Origin of the sequence: Lentisalinibacter orientalis (assembly GCF_040706535.1) — a bacterium.
Taxonomy (GTDB): Bacteria; Pseudomonadota; Gammaproteobacteria; order Steroidobacterales; family Woeseiaceae; genus Lentisalinibacter; species Lentisalinibacter orientalis.
On sequence record NZ_JAPDRJ010000006.1, the window covers coordinates 133,254 to 150,406 of the forward strand.

Annotated in this window: 8 protein-coding genes; 3 read left to right on the plus strand and 5 right to left on the minus strand. The window is 68.8% G+C overall.

The genetic code is table 11. The features are described 5' to 3' along the window. Positions 1-408: 408 nt before the first annotated feature. The 5 genes from ACJMK0_RS18135 to ACJMK0_RS18155 are packed head-to-tail and all read right to left on the minus strand — an operon-like array spanning position 409 to position 7,850. Complete coding sequence (locus ACJMK0_RS18135) at positions 409-2,673, minus strand: copper-transporting P-type ATPase (RefSeq protein ID WP_405240512.1); 2,265 nt, start codon at positions 2,671-2,673, stop codon at positions 409-411. Next, entirely contained in the window at positions 2,670-3,896 is a 1,227-nt protein-coding gene (locus ACJMK0_RS18140; protein ID WP_405240513.1) for a permease, read from the minus strand. The genes ACJMK0_RS18135 and ACJMK0_RS18140 overlap by 4 nt, the downstream gene beginning before the upstream one ends. 31 nt (positions 3,897-3,927) lie before the next feature. Next, positions 3,928-5,808 (minus strand): potassium transporter Kup, encoded by a 1,881-nt coding sequence (locus tag ACJMK0_RS18145; RefSeq protein ID WP_405240515.1) that lies wholly within the window; start codon positions 5,806-5,808, stop codon positions 3,928-3,930. Next, the gene (locus ACJMK0_RS18150; protein WP_405240517.1) at positions 5,805-7,238 is read right to left on the minus strand and encodes a Na+/H+ antiporter NhaC family protein; all 1,434 of its coding nucleotides are present in this window, start codon (positions 7,236-7,238) and stop codon (positions 5,805-5,807) included. The genes ACJMK0_RS18145 and ACJMK0_RS18150 overlap by 4 nt, the downstream gene beginning before the upstream one ends. Before the next feature lie 9 nt (positions 7,239-7,247). Further along, positions 7,248-7,850: a YceI family protein gene (locus ACJMK0_RS18155; RefSeq protein ID WP_405240519.1), complete on the minus strand. Its 603-nt coding sequence runs from the start codon at positions 7,848-7,850 to the stop codon at positions 7,248-7,250. Between the two features lie 195 nt (positions 7,851-8,045). Between ACJMK0_RS18155 and ACJMK0_RS18160 the strand changes: the two genes are divergently transcribed. Genes ACJMK0_RS18160 through ACJMK0_RS18170 form a run of 3 tightly spaced genes read left to right on the plus strand, consistent with a single transcriptional unit; the run spans position 8,046 to position 17,147 of the window. Further along, complete coding sequence (locus tag ACJMK0_RS18160) at positions 8,046-12,227, plus strand: pentapeptide repeat-containing protein (protein WP_405240520.1); 4,182 nt, start codon at positions 8,046-8,048, stop codon at positions 12,225-12,227. A gap of 1 nt (position 12,228) precedes the next feature. Beyond that, the gene (locus tag ACJMK0_RS18165) at positions 12,229-15,129 is read left to right on the plus strand and encodes an AAA family ATPase (protein WP_405240521.1); all 2,901 of its coding nucleotides are present in this window, start codon (positions 12,229-12,231) and stop codon (positions 15,127-15,129) included. Then, positions 15,126-17,147 (plus strand): AAA family ATPase, encoded by a 2,022-nt coding sequence (locus tag ACJMK0_RS18170; protein ID WP_405240523.1) that lies wholly within the window; start codon positions 15,126-15,128, stop codon positions 17,145-17,147. The genes ACJMK0_RS18165 and ACJMK0_RS18170 overlap by 4 nt, the downstream gene beginning before the upstream one ends. Positions 17,148-17,153: the final 6 nt, after the last annotated feature.

Consider the following 17,153-nt stretch of genomic DNA (forward strand, 5'->3'; position numbering starts at 1 on the left):
GATTCTCGCATGGAATGTGTGGGAGGGCCTTCAGGCCCGATGCGCGGTTCTATGGGCGTTGGCCCGCCATCGGCCGGGGCGGGCTACGGGGGACGCTCACTCGGACGTCCTGTCCTCGCTCGCTTCGGCCGGGCCTCCTTCCCGCCGTCATGGCTCCAGTCGGCCCGGACGACCCCCGCAGCCCGCCCCGGCCGCTGACGGGCCCGTAGCCGAGAGGATTGGCACCAGTCAGCACGCGCCGCTGACTGGCGCTTCCTTCACGTTACCGCGAGCACGGCCGTCATGCGGGGGTATCCATCGCCGCGACCTTTTGTCGGGAGCAAGATGGATACCCCCGCAGGGCGGCCAGGAAAGAAGGGGATCGGGCCTGAAGGCCCTCCTACAGCCGGGTCGGGCCTGAAGGCCCTCCTACAGGTTCAGGCGGCGGAGGCGGAGGGAGTTGCCTATTACCGAGACGGAGCTCAGGCTCATCGCGGCCGCGGCGATCATCGGGCTCAGCAGCAGGCCGAACCAGGGATAGAGCACGCCGGCGGCCACCGGCACGCCCAGGCTGTTGTAGACGAAGGCGAAGAACAGGTTCTGGCGGATGTTGCGCATGGTGGCGCGGGAGAGCGTCAGGGCCTTGGCAATGCCGCGCAGGTCGCCCTTCACCAGCGTCACGCCCGCGCTCTCCATGGCGACGTCGGTGCCGGTGCCCATGGCGATGCCGACGTGGGCCTTCGCGAGCGCGGGGGCGTCGTTGATGCCGTCGCCGGCCATGGCCACCATCGCGCCGCGCTCCTGCAGTTCGGTCACGATGCGGTTCTTGTCCTCGGGCAGCACCTCGGCGTGGATCTCGTCGATGCCGAGTTCCCGGCCCACGGCCTCGGCCGTCGCCCGGCTGTCGCCGGTGAGCATGACCACGCTGATGCCTGCCTCGTGCAGGGAACGGAGCGCCTCCGGCGTGGTTTCCTTGATCGGGTCGGACACCGCGACGAGGCCGGCCGGTGCGCCGTCGACGGCAACGAACATCACCGTGCTGCCTTCGCTGCGCAGTTCGTCGGCGCGGCCGGCGAGCCCGTCGTCGCCGGCCCCGACCTCGTCCATCATGGCCCGGTTGCCCACCGCGACGCGTTGTCCGTCGACCGTGCCGGACACGCCCTTGCCGGTCACCGAGCCGAAATCGCTGACGTCGGCGAGGCTGATGCCCCGGTCGCGGGCACCCTCGACAATCGCGGCCGCCAGCGGATGCTCGCTGGCCCGTTCCAGGGATGCCGCCAGGCGGAGCAGTTCCTCCTCGGCCAGGTCTCCGTCGGTCTCCACGGCGGTGAGGCGGGGGCGGCCCTCGGTCAGGGTGCCGGTCTTGTCCACCACCAGTGTGTCGATTTTCTCCAGCGTCTCCAGGGCCTCGGCGTTCTTCACCAGGATGCCGCTCTGCGCGCCCTTGCCGGTGCCCACCATGATGGCCATGGGCGTGGCCAGCCCGAGCGCGCAGGGGCAGGCGATGATCAGCACGGCCACAGCATTCACCAGCGCATAGGCCATGGCGGGCTCGGGTCCCCAGACGGACCAGGCGATGAAGGCGATGACGGCGACGCCGACCACGGTCGGCACGAACCAGCCGGCCACCACGTCGGCCAGCCGCTGGATGGGCGCGCGGCTGCGCTGGGCCTCGGCCACCATGTGGACGATGCGGGAGAGCAGGGTGTCTTCGCCCACCCGGGTGACTCGCATGACGAACCCGCCGGTCTGATTCACGGTGCCGCCGGTGACGGGGTCTTCGGCGTTCTTCTCCACCGGCAGCGGCTCGCCGGTGATCATGGACTCGTCGATGGTGCTGCGTCCCTCTTCGATGACGCCGTCCACCGGCACCTTCTCGCCCGGGCGGACGCGCAGGCGGTCGTCGACGGCCAGCTCGTCCAGCGGCACGTCTTCCTCCGTGCCGTCCTCGCGGATCCGCCGTGCGTCCGCCGGAGCCAGTTCCAGCAGCGACCGGATGGCTCCGGAGGTGGCCCGGCGGGCGCGGAGTTCGAGCACCTGGCCCAGCAGCACCAGCGTCGTGATCACGGCGGCGGCCTCGTAGTAGACGCCCACCCGGCCGCTCGCATCCCGGAACGAGGCAGGGAACAGGCCGGGCGCGACGGTGGCGACCACGCTGAAGCCGTAAGCGACGCTGACGCCGAGTCCGATCAGCGTGAACATGTTCAGGTTCATGGTGCGGACCGACTGCACGCCGCGCACCAGGAACGGCCAGCCGCCCCAGAGCACCACCGGCGTGGCGAGCGCCAGCTGCAGCCACTGGGAGAGGCCGGCCGGCACGAGGCCGTGGAACGGCTGTCCGGGCAGCATCTCGCCCATGGCGTAGACGAACAGGGGCAGGGTGAAGGCGGCGCTGATCCAGAAGCGGCGGGTCATGTCCCGGAGTTCGCTCTGGTCCTCCTCGCCCGTCACCACGCCCTCGGGTTCGAGCGCCATGCCGCAGATCGGGCAGGAGCCCGGCTCGGTCTGACGGACCTGCGGGTCCATGGGGCAGGTATATACCGTGCCCTCGTAGCCGGCGGGGACCTTGTCGTAGCGGCCGTCGTCGGGCGCGCTGCTCCGGTCATGGTCGTGGCCGCAGTGGTGACCGTGTTTGTGCTCGCCCGACGAAGCGGCGGGCTCGTCACGGTCGTGGTGATGGCATTTGTCGTTCATGCGATGACTCCGCTAACGAACAGGGCGACGCCGCCGCCCAGCAACAGCAGGATAAAAAGACCGGTGACGACGTCCTGCACGCCGATGCCGCCGTCTCCGTGGTCGTGTTCGTGACCGTCGGCGCCGGCCATCTGCCGGTGCCGCCGCCGCAACCACAGCATCACCCCGGTCAGGGCCACGGCGGTCAGATTCATGTAGAACGTGTAGTCCAGCTTGAACTGTGCCACGTCGCCGGCCTCGCGGCTGCTCTCCGGCATCATGCCGAGCCAGAGGAAACCATAGTGCAGGATGATTGCCGTCACAATAATGCTCACGTACATAATGCCCGCGATGTAAAGGGCCACGCGCCAGCCGTAGTACTTGGCGTTCACCTTCACCAGCGGCGGCACCATGAGGTCGGAGTAGATGAAGCCCATGATGCCGGCGAACAGCACGCCGCCCGAGTTCAGCACCGTGGCGAGCGGGATGTTGCCCATGGAGCCGATGAACGTTGCCGCGGCCACGAACGGCGCCACCGCCGCGTTCTGCAGCACGATCCAGAAGTTGTCCGGGTTGGCTGCCGCCGCCTCGGCGAGGAACAGGGCCTGCCAGAAGCTGTCCGGCACGTAGACGGCGATGAAGCCGGCCAGCGTGAAGCCGACCAGGATTTCCTGCCACACCATGCCCCACTCGTTGGCGAAATTATTGCCCACGCGGCACCAGCCCTCGAAGCTGGTCATGCGCTGCTTCCAGTCGAAATCCTCTTCGTCGGTGTCGGTTTCCTCCTTCACCTTCTCCCGGGCGGCGTCCAGCCAGCGGCGCGGGTAGGTGAGCCGGATCAGCATCGAGCTGATCGCGATCAGCACGACGCCGCCCACGACCTCGGCGGCCAGGAACTGCCAGCCCAGGAAGATCAGGATCAGGATGCCGAGCTCGATGACGAGGTTGGTCGACGCGAACATGAAGGCCACGGCCGCGACGAAATGCGCGCCTTTCTGCACCAGCGCCCGGGCGGCCGAGAGGGCGGCGAACGAGCAGGAGCTCGAGATGGCGCCGAAGAGGGTCGCCAGGCTGACGCTGCCGGCATCCGCCGCGCCCATGTGGGCCGTCAGGCGCTTCTTCGGCACGAAGGCCTGAATGGCGGCGCTGATCGTGTAGCCGAGCACGAAGGCCCAGCCGGACTTCCAGAAGAAACCCGCGGCGGTCCTGGCCGCCTCGCCGTACGTGGCCCAGAAATCACCCATGCCCTCTACCCTATACCCCGATGCGGCGAGGTCAAATGCGCATGCGCACGCCCACCTCGAACACCTGGTCCGGTGGCAGGTCGAAATACAGCGTCGTGCGGCGCGTGTTACGCCGGATGAGCACGTACAGCCAGGACCGCCACCAGGCCATGCCGGTCGTGCCCACCGGGTACTCCGTCTCCTGTTCCAGGAAATAGGTGGCCCGCTCCGGATCCAGGCCGATGCCGTGCTCGTCGTTCGCCTGTTCCAGGTCTTCCCGGGGCCTCGGTTTTTCCATGTAGCCGTAGTAGGCGACGATACGGTGGATATCGTCGCGCAGCTTCGTCACCTTCAGCCGCTCGCGGCGCCCGATGCGGGGGCGGCGCAGGGTCTTGGCCGTGTAGATCACCACCAGATCGTGCAGCGCCCGGTTGTGGTGGAGATTGTGGATCAGCCCGTGGGGCGTGCCGCGCTCGTTGGCGGCGAGATAGACCGCGTGCCCCGGCACCCGGCGGTAGTAGCCGCCGCCCAGATGCGCCAGAAATTCCCGCACCGGCGTGGCTTCGTTGCGCATGTGCCGCTGTTCGGTGGCGCGGCCCCGGCGCCAGGTGGCCATCACCAGGTAGACGCCCGCCGCGACGCCCACGGGCAGCCAGCCGCCGTCCATGAACTTGCCGGCGTTGGCCGCGAAGTAGGCGATGTCGGGGATGATGAACAGGACGGTGACAGCGAGCGAGACCGGCAGGGCCCAGCGGAAGATCCGTCGCTCCGCGAAGTACAGCAGGATGGTGGTCACCAGCATGGTGGCGCTGATGGCGATGCCGTAGGCGGCGGCCAGGTTGCCCGAGCGCTGGAAGCCGGCCACCAGCGCGACGGCGGCCACGAGCAGCAGCCAGTTCACGGACGGCACGTAGATCCGGCCTCGCTGCCGCGACGAGGTGTGGACTATCTTCACCGTCGGCAGGTAGCCCAGGTTCTGGCCCTGGAAGGTGAGTGAGAACGCCCCCGAGATGATGGCCTGCGAGGCGATGATGGTGGCGAAAGTCGCAAGACCGACCATCGGATACAGCGCCCAGCCCGGCACGAGCTCGTAGAAGGGGTTCACCAGCGCGTCGCCCTCGCGCAGGATGAGCGCGCCCTGGCCGAAGTAGTTCAGCAGCAGCCCGGGGAGCACCACCAGGTACCAGCCGAGGCGTATCGGCGCCCGGCCGAAGTGGCCGAGATCCGCATACAGCGCCTCGCCGCCGGTGACGACGAGGAAGACGATGCCGAGGATGGCGAACGCATGCAGCCCGTCGTCGCCGAAGAAGGCGACGGCATACCCAGGGTTCACGGCGGTGAGCACAGAGGGGTTGGCGACGATGCCGGGCAGCCCGGCGAGCCCGATGCAGGCGAACCAGACCAGCATCACCGGGCCGAAGATGGTGCCGATCCCGCCGGTGCCCAGGCGCTGCACGGCGAACAGCCCGCACAGGATGGCGATCGTGATCGGCACGACATAGTGCTCGAATACCGGTGTGGCCACCTCCAGGCCTTCGATGGCGCTCAGCACCGAGATGGCCGGCGTGATCATGCCGTCGCCGTAGAGCAGGGCGGCGCCGAAGAGACCGAGCGCCATCACGGTCGTGCGGGACCGGCCCTTGAGCGGCCGGCGCACCAGTTCCATCAGTGCCAGGATGCCGCCCTCGCCGTAGTGATCGGCGCGCAGCACGAACACCAGATACTTCACGGAGATGACGAGGATGAGCGACCAGAACACCAGCGAGAGTACGCCGAGGACGTTGGCCGCGGTCGGGGCCACCCCGTAGTCGCTGTAGAAGCACTCGCGCACGGCGTACAGCGGGCTGGTGCCGATGTCGCCGTAGACGACACCGAGCGCCGCCAGGGTCAGCGGCGCGAGCCGCTTGCGGTTCTCGCCGTCCCCGGCATTCACGGCGGCGGATGCCGCGTCTCGGACCCGTCGTCGGCTTCGTACGTGCGACCGAAGCCGGTGATGGCCGCCATCAGCATCACGGCCGCCAGGAACCAGCCGTGCAGGACGTAGGCCCACACGTCGGTGGGCGCCACCGCCTCGACGAAGTCGTACTGCTCTTCCAGCGTGCGCAGGGTCTGGTAGCCGATCAGCACGCCGCCGCCCCAGGGGAAGATGTAGCCGATGGCAGACGTCACCGCGTCCAGCATGTTGGCGCGCCGGTAGGGATGCAGGCGGAAGCGCTTGCCCAGCCGGGAGATCACCGGGCCGGCGGCGATCTCGGCGGCCGTATTGATGGTGATGAACGCATTCAGCGAGAACACAATGGCCCACATGGCCGTCTCCGCCCGGGCGACGGAGTCCCGGGCGAAGCGGCGCAGCCGGTCGATCAGCGCCTCCAGCGCGCCGCCCAGGCGCATGATGTGGCCGCCGGCCACGATCAGCAGGATCAGGATGGCCAGGCCGACGTAGCCGGCGATCCCGTCCACGAGCGCTCCGCCGACCTGATCCCGGTCGGGATCGATGAACAGGACGTCGGCCGGCGCCGCCAGTCCCAGCGCCAATTCCAGCACGACGGCGCCGAGGATGCCCCAGGTGAGTGCCACCAGGATGTGGTGACCGCGCAGCGCGAGGAAGATCACCAGCGCGAACGGCGCGAGCAGCACGAGGCCCTGCGGCGAGGCGGTCTCCGCGAACAGGGCATTCGCCCGCGCCGCATTTACCGGATCGCCGTCGCCGCCGAGCAGCGTGAACAGCACCAGCGCCGGCAGCGCCGCGATCAGCGCGTACTTGACCCGCGAACGCACGACGCCCGGTATGTCCGTCTCCTGGGTGGTGGCCGAGACCACCGTGGTGTCCGACACCGGCGCCAGGTTATCGCCGAAGGCGGCACCGGACAGGATGGCGGCGAACAGCCACACCGGATCGGCGCCCAGTGTCACGCCGGCCGGGAACATGAGCGTGCAGAACGCGACGGCGGTGCCGTAGCCGGTGCCCACCGCGGTGCCGAAGGTGGCGGCCAGCAGGAAGGTCGCGCCGACGAACAGCCCGCCCGTGGCGCCGGACTGGGCGCCCACCCAGACGAGCCCGTCCACCAGCCCGCCGACCCGCAGCACCTGAGCGAACATGCCGGCCCAGAACCAGGCGACGATGGTGACCGCGGCCACCGGGTTGGCCATGCCCTCGAAGACCGCGTTGGCGTAATCCGCCCAGCGGCTGCGGCAGAGCAGCATGCCCAGCGTCAGGCCGCCGATCATGCCGAGGATGAGGCCCTGCTCGTCGGGGGCGCCGGCCACCGAGATGGCGACGGCCCAGACCACGAAGAAGAGCAGGGGGACGGCGGCGCTGAGGCGCCCGCCGCGGAAGACGAGTGAATCGGCGCCGTCGGTCATGCGGCCGGCCTATTGCGCGCCGTCGTGGACCAGCTCGACCTCGATGGTCAGCGTCACCTCGTCGCTCACCGCGGGCACGTACTGGTCCAGGCCCCAGGCGGAGCGCATGACCGTGCCGGTGGCCGAGATACCCACTGCCGGGACCTTCTTCAGCGGATGCTCGCCGGCGCCGTTGATCGTGGCGGCGAGCGTGACCGGTACCGTCTTGCCCTTGATCGTGAGTCCGCCGGATATGTCGTAGGTGTTCTCGCCCGTCTTCTCCACGCTCGCGGACTCGAAGGTGATGGCGGGATGGTTCTCCAGATCGAAGTACTCCGCGCCCATCAGGTGGCCGTCGAAGACCTCCACGCCACTGTCCACACTGGAGACGTCGATGCTGACGTCGATCTCGCTCGCCTCGGGGTCCTCGGTGTCGAGCTTCAGCGTGACGTCGAAGTCGTCGAAGCGCACCTTCGGGTTGGAGAAGCCGAGGTGCGTGTAGGAGAAGATCACGTAGGCGTGCTGGTCGTCTTCCTGGTAGGTACCGGAGGGCACGCCGGACAGGTCGGCGGCCGCGGCGGGTGTCTGGGTAAGCAGCAGGGCTGCGGCGGTGATGAAAGACGTACGTCGCATGGGAACCTCCGTGTTTGTGACTGTCCGCATGCTAGCACGGGGCTCGGCGGCGGAGCGCGGCGCCGACTCCACGCCCGCTGCGCTTCGGCCTCAGGGGGCGGACCTTGCCCGGCGCCGATTATGGGTTACCATCGACCGTGCGACCGGCGATAACAAGAACGAATAGCGGCTGCGGCCGAACCTTGCGGGCGTGTGATGGCGGGAACAGCGAGCGGGCGTCCGTCCGCGATCAGTGACTACGAGATCGACCTCGATCCGGGGGAGGCCGAGCGGTGGATTGCCCTGGCGGCTGAAGCCTCCGGATGCCGGCCGGAGGAGTTGGCCATCGAGTGCGCCGCCCGGCCCGCTTTCCTGGAGGGGGATGCCCTGCTGCTGTTGCTCCGTTATCGGGGCCATGGCCCGATTGTCGAACAGACTTGGTGGTGGACCGAAGGCGAGCAGCAGGAAGACCGCGATATCCTCCTCTGGTGTCTTGCAGGTCACGACGACCAGCCGCGGCGGCGGATTCTGCCACTGCGCGATACCAATGATTTCCTTGCGACTCTGAGCTGGACGGACGTCTACCGAATCGACGCCGATACGGCGCTCGACTACCTGCGCGTATTCGCGGATTTTGCGAGGACGGGAGATGCCGTCCTGGCCGGCGCCCGTGTGCTGTTTATCGAGCGGCTCGACGACGTCGAATTCTGGGTCGCGCTGAACGACTTCGAGCGCGAGCGAGTGGCTGCCGCCCTCGCGTCAGATCCGCTGACCGGTTCGGACAGCATCCGCCATGGCTACCGCGCGATGTGCCTCGCTCTCGTGGACGACGGACTCCGCCGCTTAATCTGCACGGTGTACGACCGGCCGGTGCCGGGTCTTGGGGAGGTGGCGGCCCTGCGCGGCGAGATTCGCGTCGAACTCGCGGAGGACGAGCCCCTGTTGACCGGACTGCCGGAGGGCTATCTGCGCTCGCTGCTCGCGCGTCCGGGCAGTATTTATGGGCGGAAGGGCTATCAGGAGAGTCCGGATGGCTGGCGGCGTCTGGCGAAAGTCGATGCGAACACGCTCATCGACGACGTCAACCGACGCGTCCTGCCGCTGGTTGCCGGCGACGGCCTGACCCGGGTCGCGCTCAAGCGCCTGCCGTTCTACCCGCTGGACCTGGTCCGGGTCAGCGACTGTATCCACAACGGCGACCGTACCGATCGTTTCCTACTCTGGCGGCCGGGTCTTGCCGTCTCCCTGGACACGCGCAGCGACTGGATCAACACCCTGAACGAGTACCTCGCCCGTCACGAGCAGTGGTCGCTGCTGACGGCGGACGACGTGGCCGCGTACCTCAAGTTCTTCGGCGGCTTCGTCTGGGGGGATGAAGGGCCATTCCACATCGTCACCGGTGCCGGCGACTTGGTCCCCGAAGATACCGATCCGGGCTCAGGGACGATCCTGCCGGGGGTCCGGGAGACGCTTGGCCTCGGTGAAGCGGCTTCCGTGGACGATGTCACCGCGTCGGTCGGAGACCCGGACGTCGGGGAGCCCGACGGGGAGGGCTGGTGGCCCGTGGTCGCCTTTGTCCGCTATGGCGCGGGCCTGTTCGCGGCGAAATTCCGGGTCAGTCCACATGGACTGGTGGAGATGCTCGACGATACACCGCTGGTCAGCTGGGAGCTCGCAGAGGAGCCCGACCAAATGCCCGAGTCGCCGGCGCGTGGCTTGCAGCCGCCCATCGCGTCGCAGACGGAACCGACCCTGAAGAGCGTGACCGGCGAGCACTTCGCGGCCGAGCTGCGCACCGCCCGGGATTCGGGCAGCCGCCGGCCGGCGGAGATCCGGGATCGCATTGTCTGCGGTCGCGTAGATCTGCGGGGAGAGTCAATCGGCTCCGTCGTGATCACGAACTGCCGCTTCCGCGGCACGGTCAACCTCGATCATTTGGAGTGCTCCAGGGATCTGGTGTTCCGGCATTGCGTCTTCGAGAACGGGTTGCGGCTGGCCGAGGCAACCATCCGTGGCCGTCTGCACCTGCGCGACGTCATCGTCAGGGGCCATGTCACCCTGACCGACCAGGAAGCAATCGTCCATAGCGGCGGCGTATCGCTGACCTGTCACGAGAGCAGAGCGGCCTATGTGACCCTGGTCCGGGTAAACGTGGGGGGCACCCTGCTGGCCGAGCGGCTGCGAGTCCAGGGCAACCTGGAGTTTCTGTCGGTGCAGACGCTGCGAAGTACGGACCTGATGTCCTCACAGATCGGCCAGGGCCTGATCATCGCCTCGGAATCGGCTGCATCTCCAACGTGCATTTACGGCGATCTCAACCTTGACCAGGTCGTCGCCCACAGCATCCTGCTGCGCGGCTTGTTCGTGCTCCTGGATCTCAATCTCCAGTATGCATTCGCCGAACAGTGGATATCCCTGGAAGGACTGAATCCGGGCGGGAGCGGAGCGCTGCCCCTGCGGGTGGGACATTATCCGTCGGGTGGCGGCGATTCCGGCCCTGCCGGGGGAATCAGCGTCTATGGGACGGTTGTCGAGAGGAATTTCCTGATACTCACGAACGTGGATGTTGCGGGCGGCGTAAAGGCCGCCTTCGTACGCGTAGGTACCGGCCTGTGGCTCGAGCCCGACAGGGATCATCCCGGACGCAACCGCATCGGGGCCGACGTCGAACTGGATGGCGCCGTCGTACCTCAGATACTGCGTATCCGGCGCACGGACATCGGCGGCGATCTTTCCGGCCGCGCGCTGCAGACAGGGGAACTGCGCTTGGTCGGCCGCATGAAGCCGGCTGTCACTGATGATGACGGGAACGAGATAGTGGCGCCGGAATACGAGCCGATCGCAGTCGCCGGCAAGGTCAACCTGCAGGACGCGATGCTCGAGGGTGAGGCGTACATCGTCGGCGTCCGCATCGGCGAATCGCTGAATCTCAGACATGCCTCCGTCGACGGCGATCTAACGCTGTCGATCGGCTGCGCGCAGGGCCGTGAGCGCGGCCTCACGGAAGAGCAGGATGCCGACGTCGGCTATCTTCTGGCGGAGACGGGTGGTGGCATCAATCTGCGCAAGGCGATGATCAGCGGCGACGTGGTGCTCTCCGGCGCGGATTGCGCCGCCGCGACGATCGACATGGGCGATGCGGAGATCAATCGCGACGTCGAGATCGTGCAGGGTCCCGGCCGTGCCCGCGCGAAGGCGCTGATCCTCGATGGGTTGCGCTGCGATGGCAACCTCGACCTCTCCGGCCTCAGCCTGTCCGCGGCATGCGCAGCGCAGTCGTGCCCCGGCCATGGATGCAATGCACCGGGGTGCGAGGAGCGACGGACCGGAGGCCATGTTCTGGCCCGCGGTGCCACGGTAGCCGGATTGTTGCGAACGGCCACGGAGAATGAAACGGCCGAGATCCCCGGCTGCCTGGATCTGTCCTTCAGTGATATCGGAACGCTGGAGATCTCTGTCGATACTTTCCCGTTGGCGCAGGAGACAGACCGGAGTAGTGACTGTGAACGGGCAACGGAGGCCTGCGGCGTAATCCTGCGCCGGGCGACAGTGGGTATGCTGTCACTGACCGTCGATGAGCGCGGCTATCCCCGTCCGGTGGACCTGGGGTACACGGAGATCAAGTGGTGGCAATTCAATCACCGCGTCGCCGGCGGTGACCGAGCGGGTCGAACTGGAGAATCGCCCGGTCCCGGTACGGAAGGCAGCGCAGATACGATCCGCATCCGCCAGGCGAGCGACGAAGCAGGCGACTACATCGACCTGTTGTTCGCGAACGAGAAAGACCTGCAGCGCCATACCTGGCGGTCCATTGAGAACAACCTCTTCAACTGGGGCCATGAGACCGCCGCGGACGACGTACACCGGGCCATGCGCCGTTGGCTGCGCGCGAAGATGCGACGGGAGGGGCCCCCACCGGGCATCTGGAATCGCCTGACCTGGCTGCCGAAACGGATAGGACGCCGCCTTTTCGATCTGCTCACCCGCGAGGTGACCGAGCCGGTCCCCGCCGTCCTCATCATGCTGGTGTGGACCCTGGTGAGCACCTGGCTGTTCTCGCTGCCGGTCAACATCGGGCTGTCGGAGCCCGGCTATCTCACGCTGCCCGAGGGGCAGCGCTATGAGACGGAGCACCCTGACCCCGAGAGCTGGGGTCTCGGGGCCGGCTTCTGGACGGCGCTGCATTTCCACGTGCCGGTCGCGCTGTTCACGGCGCGCGACGAGTGGGAGCCGGCCAGCGACCGGCCGCTGGCGGTGTACGGCAGGGACGGGCGCTACGTGATCCCCGGCGTGACGCCGGAGGACTACGCCAACATCGTGCTGATCGCGCACTGGTTCATGTGGCCGGTGGTCCTGGTTCTCTATTCCCGTCGCTATTTGCGGCGGGCGCAGCAGTAGCATGGCGGAGATGCGGCAGGGCGCCTTCTTCCCCCAGCCGTTGCGCGACGGCTGGCTGGATCCGGAGGAACTCCCGGCGAACGAACTCGCAGGTCTCTGGCATTACGGACCGGTGCTGGAGGTGGCGGAAGCGTGGGGTATCCGGCTGCGAGTGCGGGCGCTGACGAGCCTGCCGGGGGCCTGGCTGGTCCAGGGCCGGACCGAGGACGAATCCGCCGGTTTCGGATTCGGCCTGTGGACGGCGCGCAGCTTCACCGAACTCGACGGCACCGGCGTGTCACTCTACGAGGTTTGCGAAGAGCAGGGGCTGGAGCTGGCGGACGATACCATCCTGGAATACTCGGCGCTGTTCAGCCGCTTCGTACACGCCGAAGAGGGACCGTTCTGGCTGGTGTTTTCCGCCGCCGATCTGAATGCCGCAGTGTCGCCCGGGAGTAGCGATGGCCACCCCGAGTCGGAACAGCCGCCGCTGGCCTACGATGCGATCAGCGACGCGGATCTGCGCGGACTCATCGACCCACCGGTCATCGAATCGGGGGATGCCGGCTGGACCGTGGAATGCTGCCTGCAATACGGCGGCGACCTCGCCCGCGGCCGTTTCCGGGTGCAGGCGGACGGCGCCATGGAGATGCTGGAGGACCGGCCCCTCGTTACCGGCATCCCGGCCATCGCCGCCAATAATGCGCCGCCGCGCAGTCTCGGACTCGGCTCCCGCCGTGCGCGCGGTCTGAAGCCTCTGGTAGACAAGCCGCTGCCGGAGATGGACGAGACCACCCGCCGGATGCTGGAAGGGGTGGGGATCTCCACGACACCGCCCGGCCGGGCGCCCAACGAGCGGGGCCGCGAGCGCTCGATCCTGTGGGAATGCCTGCGCCTGCAGCTGCTCGATTCGCTGCGCCGTGGCGATGCCGCGCCGCTCTATGCCGTCGACGCCACGCTGGGCGACGACGAGCTGCTGGCCGATTTCGCGGGCTTCCTCGCGCGGAGCTGGCCGGCGCTGGTGCTGGAGACGCCCCACTACGGCGGCGAAGTCACCGTGGCGTCGATGCTGGCGGAGCTGATGGATCCCGCGCCGGGCAAACGCTATATCCAGCAGGAGGTGCCGGGCGAACCGGACGTCATCGGTATTCCGCCGGTGGACAGCGGCGATCTCCTGACACTGTCCTTTCACGACGTGCGCAAGATGGTGCGCCCGGAGGCCGCCGCGTTCCACCTGGCCGCTACCGAGAACCTCACCGTGATCGGCTGCCACAAGCTCGGGGATCTGCCGCCGGCATTGCAGCGCCTGGCCGACATCGTGCTGCCGCTGGGCTCGCCGGAGCCGGCGCTGCTGCGTGCGCTGTTCCGCCGGGTGTTCGGCTGCGACTGGCCGGAGGAGGGCGATGGGGACCCGATGTGGCTGCGCTATGTCGAGCCCCGCGACCTGGAGCGGCCGCTGCGCGACCGCCAGGACCGTGGCGAGGACTGGCGGCCCGAGGAAGCGGTGGCCTCGATCCGCGAGCGGGTGGAGCGCCGGCTGGCGAGCGTCGGCGCCGGCGAGGCGCCGGCACTGGAGGAGCTGCACGGCATGGACGCGGCCAGGGCGGTCGTCCGCGACGTCATCGAGGACTTCCGCGATGCCGTCGCCGGCGAACTCGACTGGGACCAGGTGGACCGGGGCATGCTGCTGGTCGGCGAGCCCGGCACCGGCAAGACGCTGCTCGCCCGTGCCGCCGCGAAGGCGGCCGGCGTGCATTTCATCAGCACCAGCGCCGGGCGCTGGGGCGCCGACGCTACGGAGTTCTATGACGTCATTCGCGCCATCCGCGATGTCTTCGACGAGGCGGAACGCTACGCACCGAGCATCCTGTTCATCGACGAGATCGATTCGCTCGGTCGCCGGGACCAGATGGTGGACCGTAACCGTCAGCTGGAGATGGAGGAGCTGAACACCGTCCTGCAGGAACTGCAGGGTTTCCGCGAACGCCAGGGGGTGTTCGTGATCGCCGCCACCAATCACCTGGACCGGATCGATCCGGCGCTCACCCGCGCGGGGCGCCTGGACCAGGTCGTGTCCATCCCGCGTCCGAACCGCGCGGCACTGGCGGCCATCCTGGACTTCCACCTCGGCCCCTACCGGCAACAGGGCCGGGTGGCACCGGACCTGGACCTGGACCCGCTGGCGGCGCTGGCCGTCGGCTGCACCGGCGCCGATATCGAGGCATTCGTTCGTGACGCTGCCCGCCGCGCCCGCAAGGCCGCAGGGGCGATCGATGCACAGCACCTGGCCGCGGCGATCACCCGGGCGCCGCGGGAAGGGCAGGGAACCCGGCCATTGTCCGTGGCCGAGCAGGAACGGGTGGCCTGGCACGAGGCCGGGCACGCACTGGCCGCACTGCTCGCCGGGCATTTCCCGATCGAGTTGACCCTGGTGTCCATCGTGCCGCGCAGCGACGGCTCGCTGGGCTTCGCCGGGTTCCACAGCGAGCGTCATCCCGGCCTGACCCGTGCCGCCCACTACGAGTACCTGGAGATCCTGCTCGCCGGCCGCGCCGCGGAGGAGATCCGCTATGGGGCGGACGGTGTCTCCTCCGGTGCCGGCGGCGAGTCCGGCGCGAGCGATCTGGCGCTGGCAACGGGCCACGTCCTGCGTCTCGTCACGTCGCTGGGGCTGCACGACGGCGATTCGCTGCGCCGGCGCGGCGTGCACGAACGGCGCGCCGACATCGCCCTGATAAACGATCTGCTGGACCAGGCCTATCGACGGGTGCGCGAGCGCCTTGCGGCCCACCGGGCCCTGCTCCAGGCCATCGCCGAACGATTGCTGGCGGACTCCGAGGTGCTGGCCGACGAACTCCGGGCTCTGGCCACCAGACACGGTATCGAGCCCCCTGCAACGGCTCGCGAGGCGCCCTCTCCGTGACCGGGCCACGGCACAACGTCGACTATCAGGTGAAGCTTGCCTGGACCCGCATCGCGCTCGCGCGGGCGCTGGAGGCGGCGGCCGCCGCCGGCGTCCTCCGGCTGCACGATGGCGAGAACGCGGCGGCCGCGTTCATCCGCTACGTCGAGCGGCAGCGGCCGGTGATCCTGATCGAGACGCCGATGCCGTTCGCGGAGGTGCTGGTCGCCGATATCGTCCACGAGTTGGGCAGCCTTCCCCGGGCGAGGCCGCTGATATCACTGCTGACAGGGCAGCCAGAGGCGGCGCCGGAGATTTTCGGCAACACCGAACCGGTGGTGGTCTCGCTGCACGAGGCGGGCGTCCAGATCGGCCAGTCGGAGCTGGCGCGGGAGCTGCCGGGTGCGCGGTGTCCGGTATTCCTCGGTTGCGCCAGCCGCCACGATGTCGCGGAAGGGCTGCGTCGGTCCGTCGACCTCACGATTACCCTGCCGACTGCGGACGAGGCCCACTTCCTGCGGGTGTTCGAGACCCTGTTCGGCGGCCCGTTCCCCGACGGGGCGCAGGACGAGATCTGGCGGGACTTCGTACTGCCCACCGATCTGCAGCAGCCGCTGAGGCTCGGCCACGACCGGAGCGCCGCCGCCGACTACATCCGCACGCGGGTCCGGGAACGGCTGGCGCGCCAGTCGCCGGAGTCGGGCCCGTCGCTGGCGGATCTGCACGGCCTCGGCGAGGCACGCGCGATTGCTACCGACCTGGTGGCCGACTTGCGCCTCGCCCTGGACGGCGAACTGGACTGGGACGAGGTGGACCGGGGTATGCTGATGAGCGGTCCGCCGGGCACGGGCAAAACGACGCTGGCCCGGGCCATCGCCCGGGACGCCGGCGTGAAGTTCGTGGTGGCGAGCGCCACGGACTGGCAGGCGGCGGGGCATCTGTACCTGCATCTCGACGCCATCCGGGCGAGCTTCGACGAGGCCCGGCGCTACCCGGCGGCCATCCTGTTCATCGACGAGATCGATGCCGTGGGCAGCCGGGAGCAGCTGGGCGCCCACGGCCGCGGCTACCAGACCCAGGTGATCAACTATCTGCTGGAGCTGCTGGACGGGTTCCAGCGCCGCAGCCGCCTGGTGGTGATCGGCGCGACCAATTACGAAGAGTCGGTGGACCCGGCGCTGCGTCGAGCCGGCCGCCTGGACCGCACCGTTCGCGTCTCCTACCCGACCATCGCCGCCCTCGGCCACATCTACGACTACCACCTTGGTGATCACCGCGCCGCGGGCCGCGTGCGCCGCGACGTGGACGTGGCCGAACTCGCGGGACTGTCCTTCGGGCTGACCGGAGCGGACGTCGAGCTGTTCGTCCGCGGCGCGGCCCGGCGCGCGCGCAAGCGGCGCGAGCCCATCGCCCAGCAGGACCTGGTGGCGGAGATCCTGCGCCGGCCCCGCAGCGGTGTGCCCCGACAGCCGATCCCGGCGACGCTGCTCCGACGCTATGCCGTACACGAGGCCGGTCACACGCTGGCGCGGCTGCGCAGCCGCACCGCTGGCGCCGACATCGCCTATGTCTCGGTGGCGCCGCGCAGTGACGGGCGCATCGGCTTCCTGGCCGCGATGCCGGATCAGCGAGCCTCACTGACCCGGGAGGACATCCTGGAACAACTCGGCATCATCCTGGCCGGCCGCGCGGCCGAGGAGATCGTCTACGGCGCGGACGGCGTCTCGGATCTCGCCGGCTGCTACGAGCCGTTCAGCGACCTGGCCCGCGCGACCCGACTCGCGACACTGCTGGTGGGCAGCACAGGACTGGGGGCCGGGCGCGGGCTGACCTGGTGGCCCGCCCTCGAAGGTGCCGACGACGAGACCCTGGATCGGGAAGTGGACGCGGAGCTGTCCCGGGTGTACGCGCAGTCAGTGCGACGACTGCGCGCCGAGGCCCGCCTGCTGCAGGCGATCGCCGATGCGCTCGCGCGCGAGCAGGAACTGACCGGAGACGAGCTGCGGCAGCTGATGCGCGCGGCCGCCGTCCGGGACTGATACTGC

What these genes read in the sequence shown, in the direction of transcription:
- ACJMK0_RS18135 (WP_405240512.1), bottom strand. Translation starts at nt 2,673, where the DNA reads ATGAACGACAAATGCCATCACCACGACCGTGACGAGCCCGCCGCTTCG.
- ACJMK0_RS18140 (WP_405240513.1), bottom strand. Translation starts at nt 3,896, where the DNA reads ATGGGTGATTTCTGGGCCACGTACGGCGAGGCGGCCAGGACCGCCGCG.
- ACJMK0_RS18150 (WP_405240517.1), bottom strand. Translation starts at nt 7,238, where the DNA reads ATGACCGACGGCGCCGATTCACTCGTCTTCCGCGGCGGGCGCCTCAGC.
- ACJMK0_RS18155 (WP_405240519.1), bottom strand. Translation starts at nt 7,850, where the DNA reads ATGCGACGTACGTCTTTCATCACCGCCGCAGCCCTGCTGCTTACCCAG.
- ACJMK0_RS18160 (WP_405240520.1), top strand. Translation starts at nt 8,046, where the DNA reads ATGGCGGGAACAGCGAGCGGGCGTCCGTCCGCGATCAGTGACTACGAG.
- ACJMK0_RS18165 (WP_405240521.1), top strand. Translation starts at nt 12,229, where the DNA reads ATGGCGGAGATGCGGCAGGGCGCCTTCTTCCCCCAGCCGTTGCGCGAC.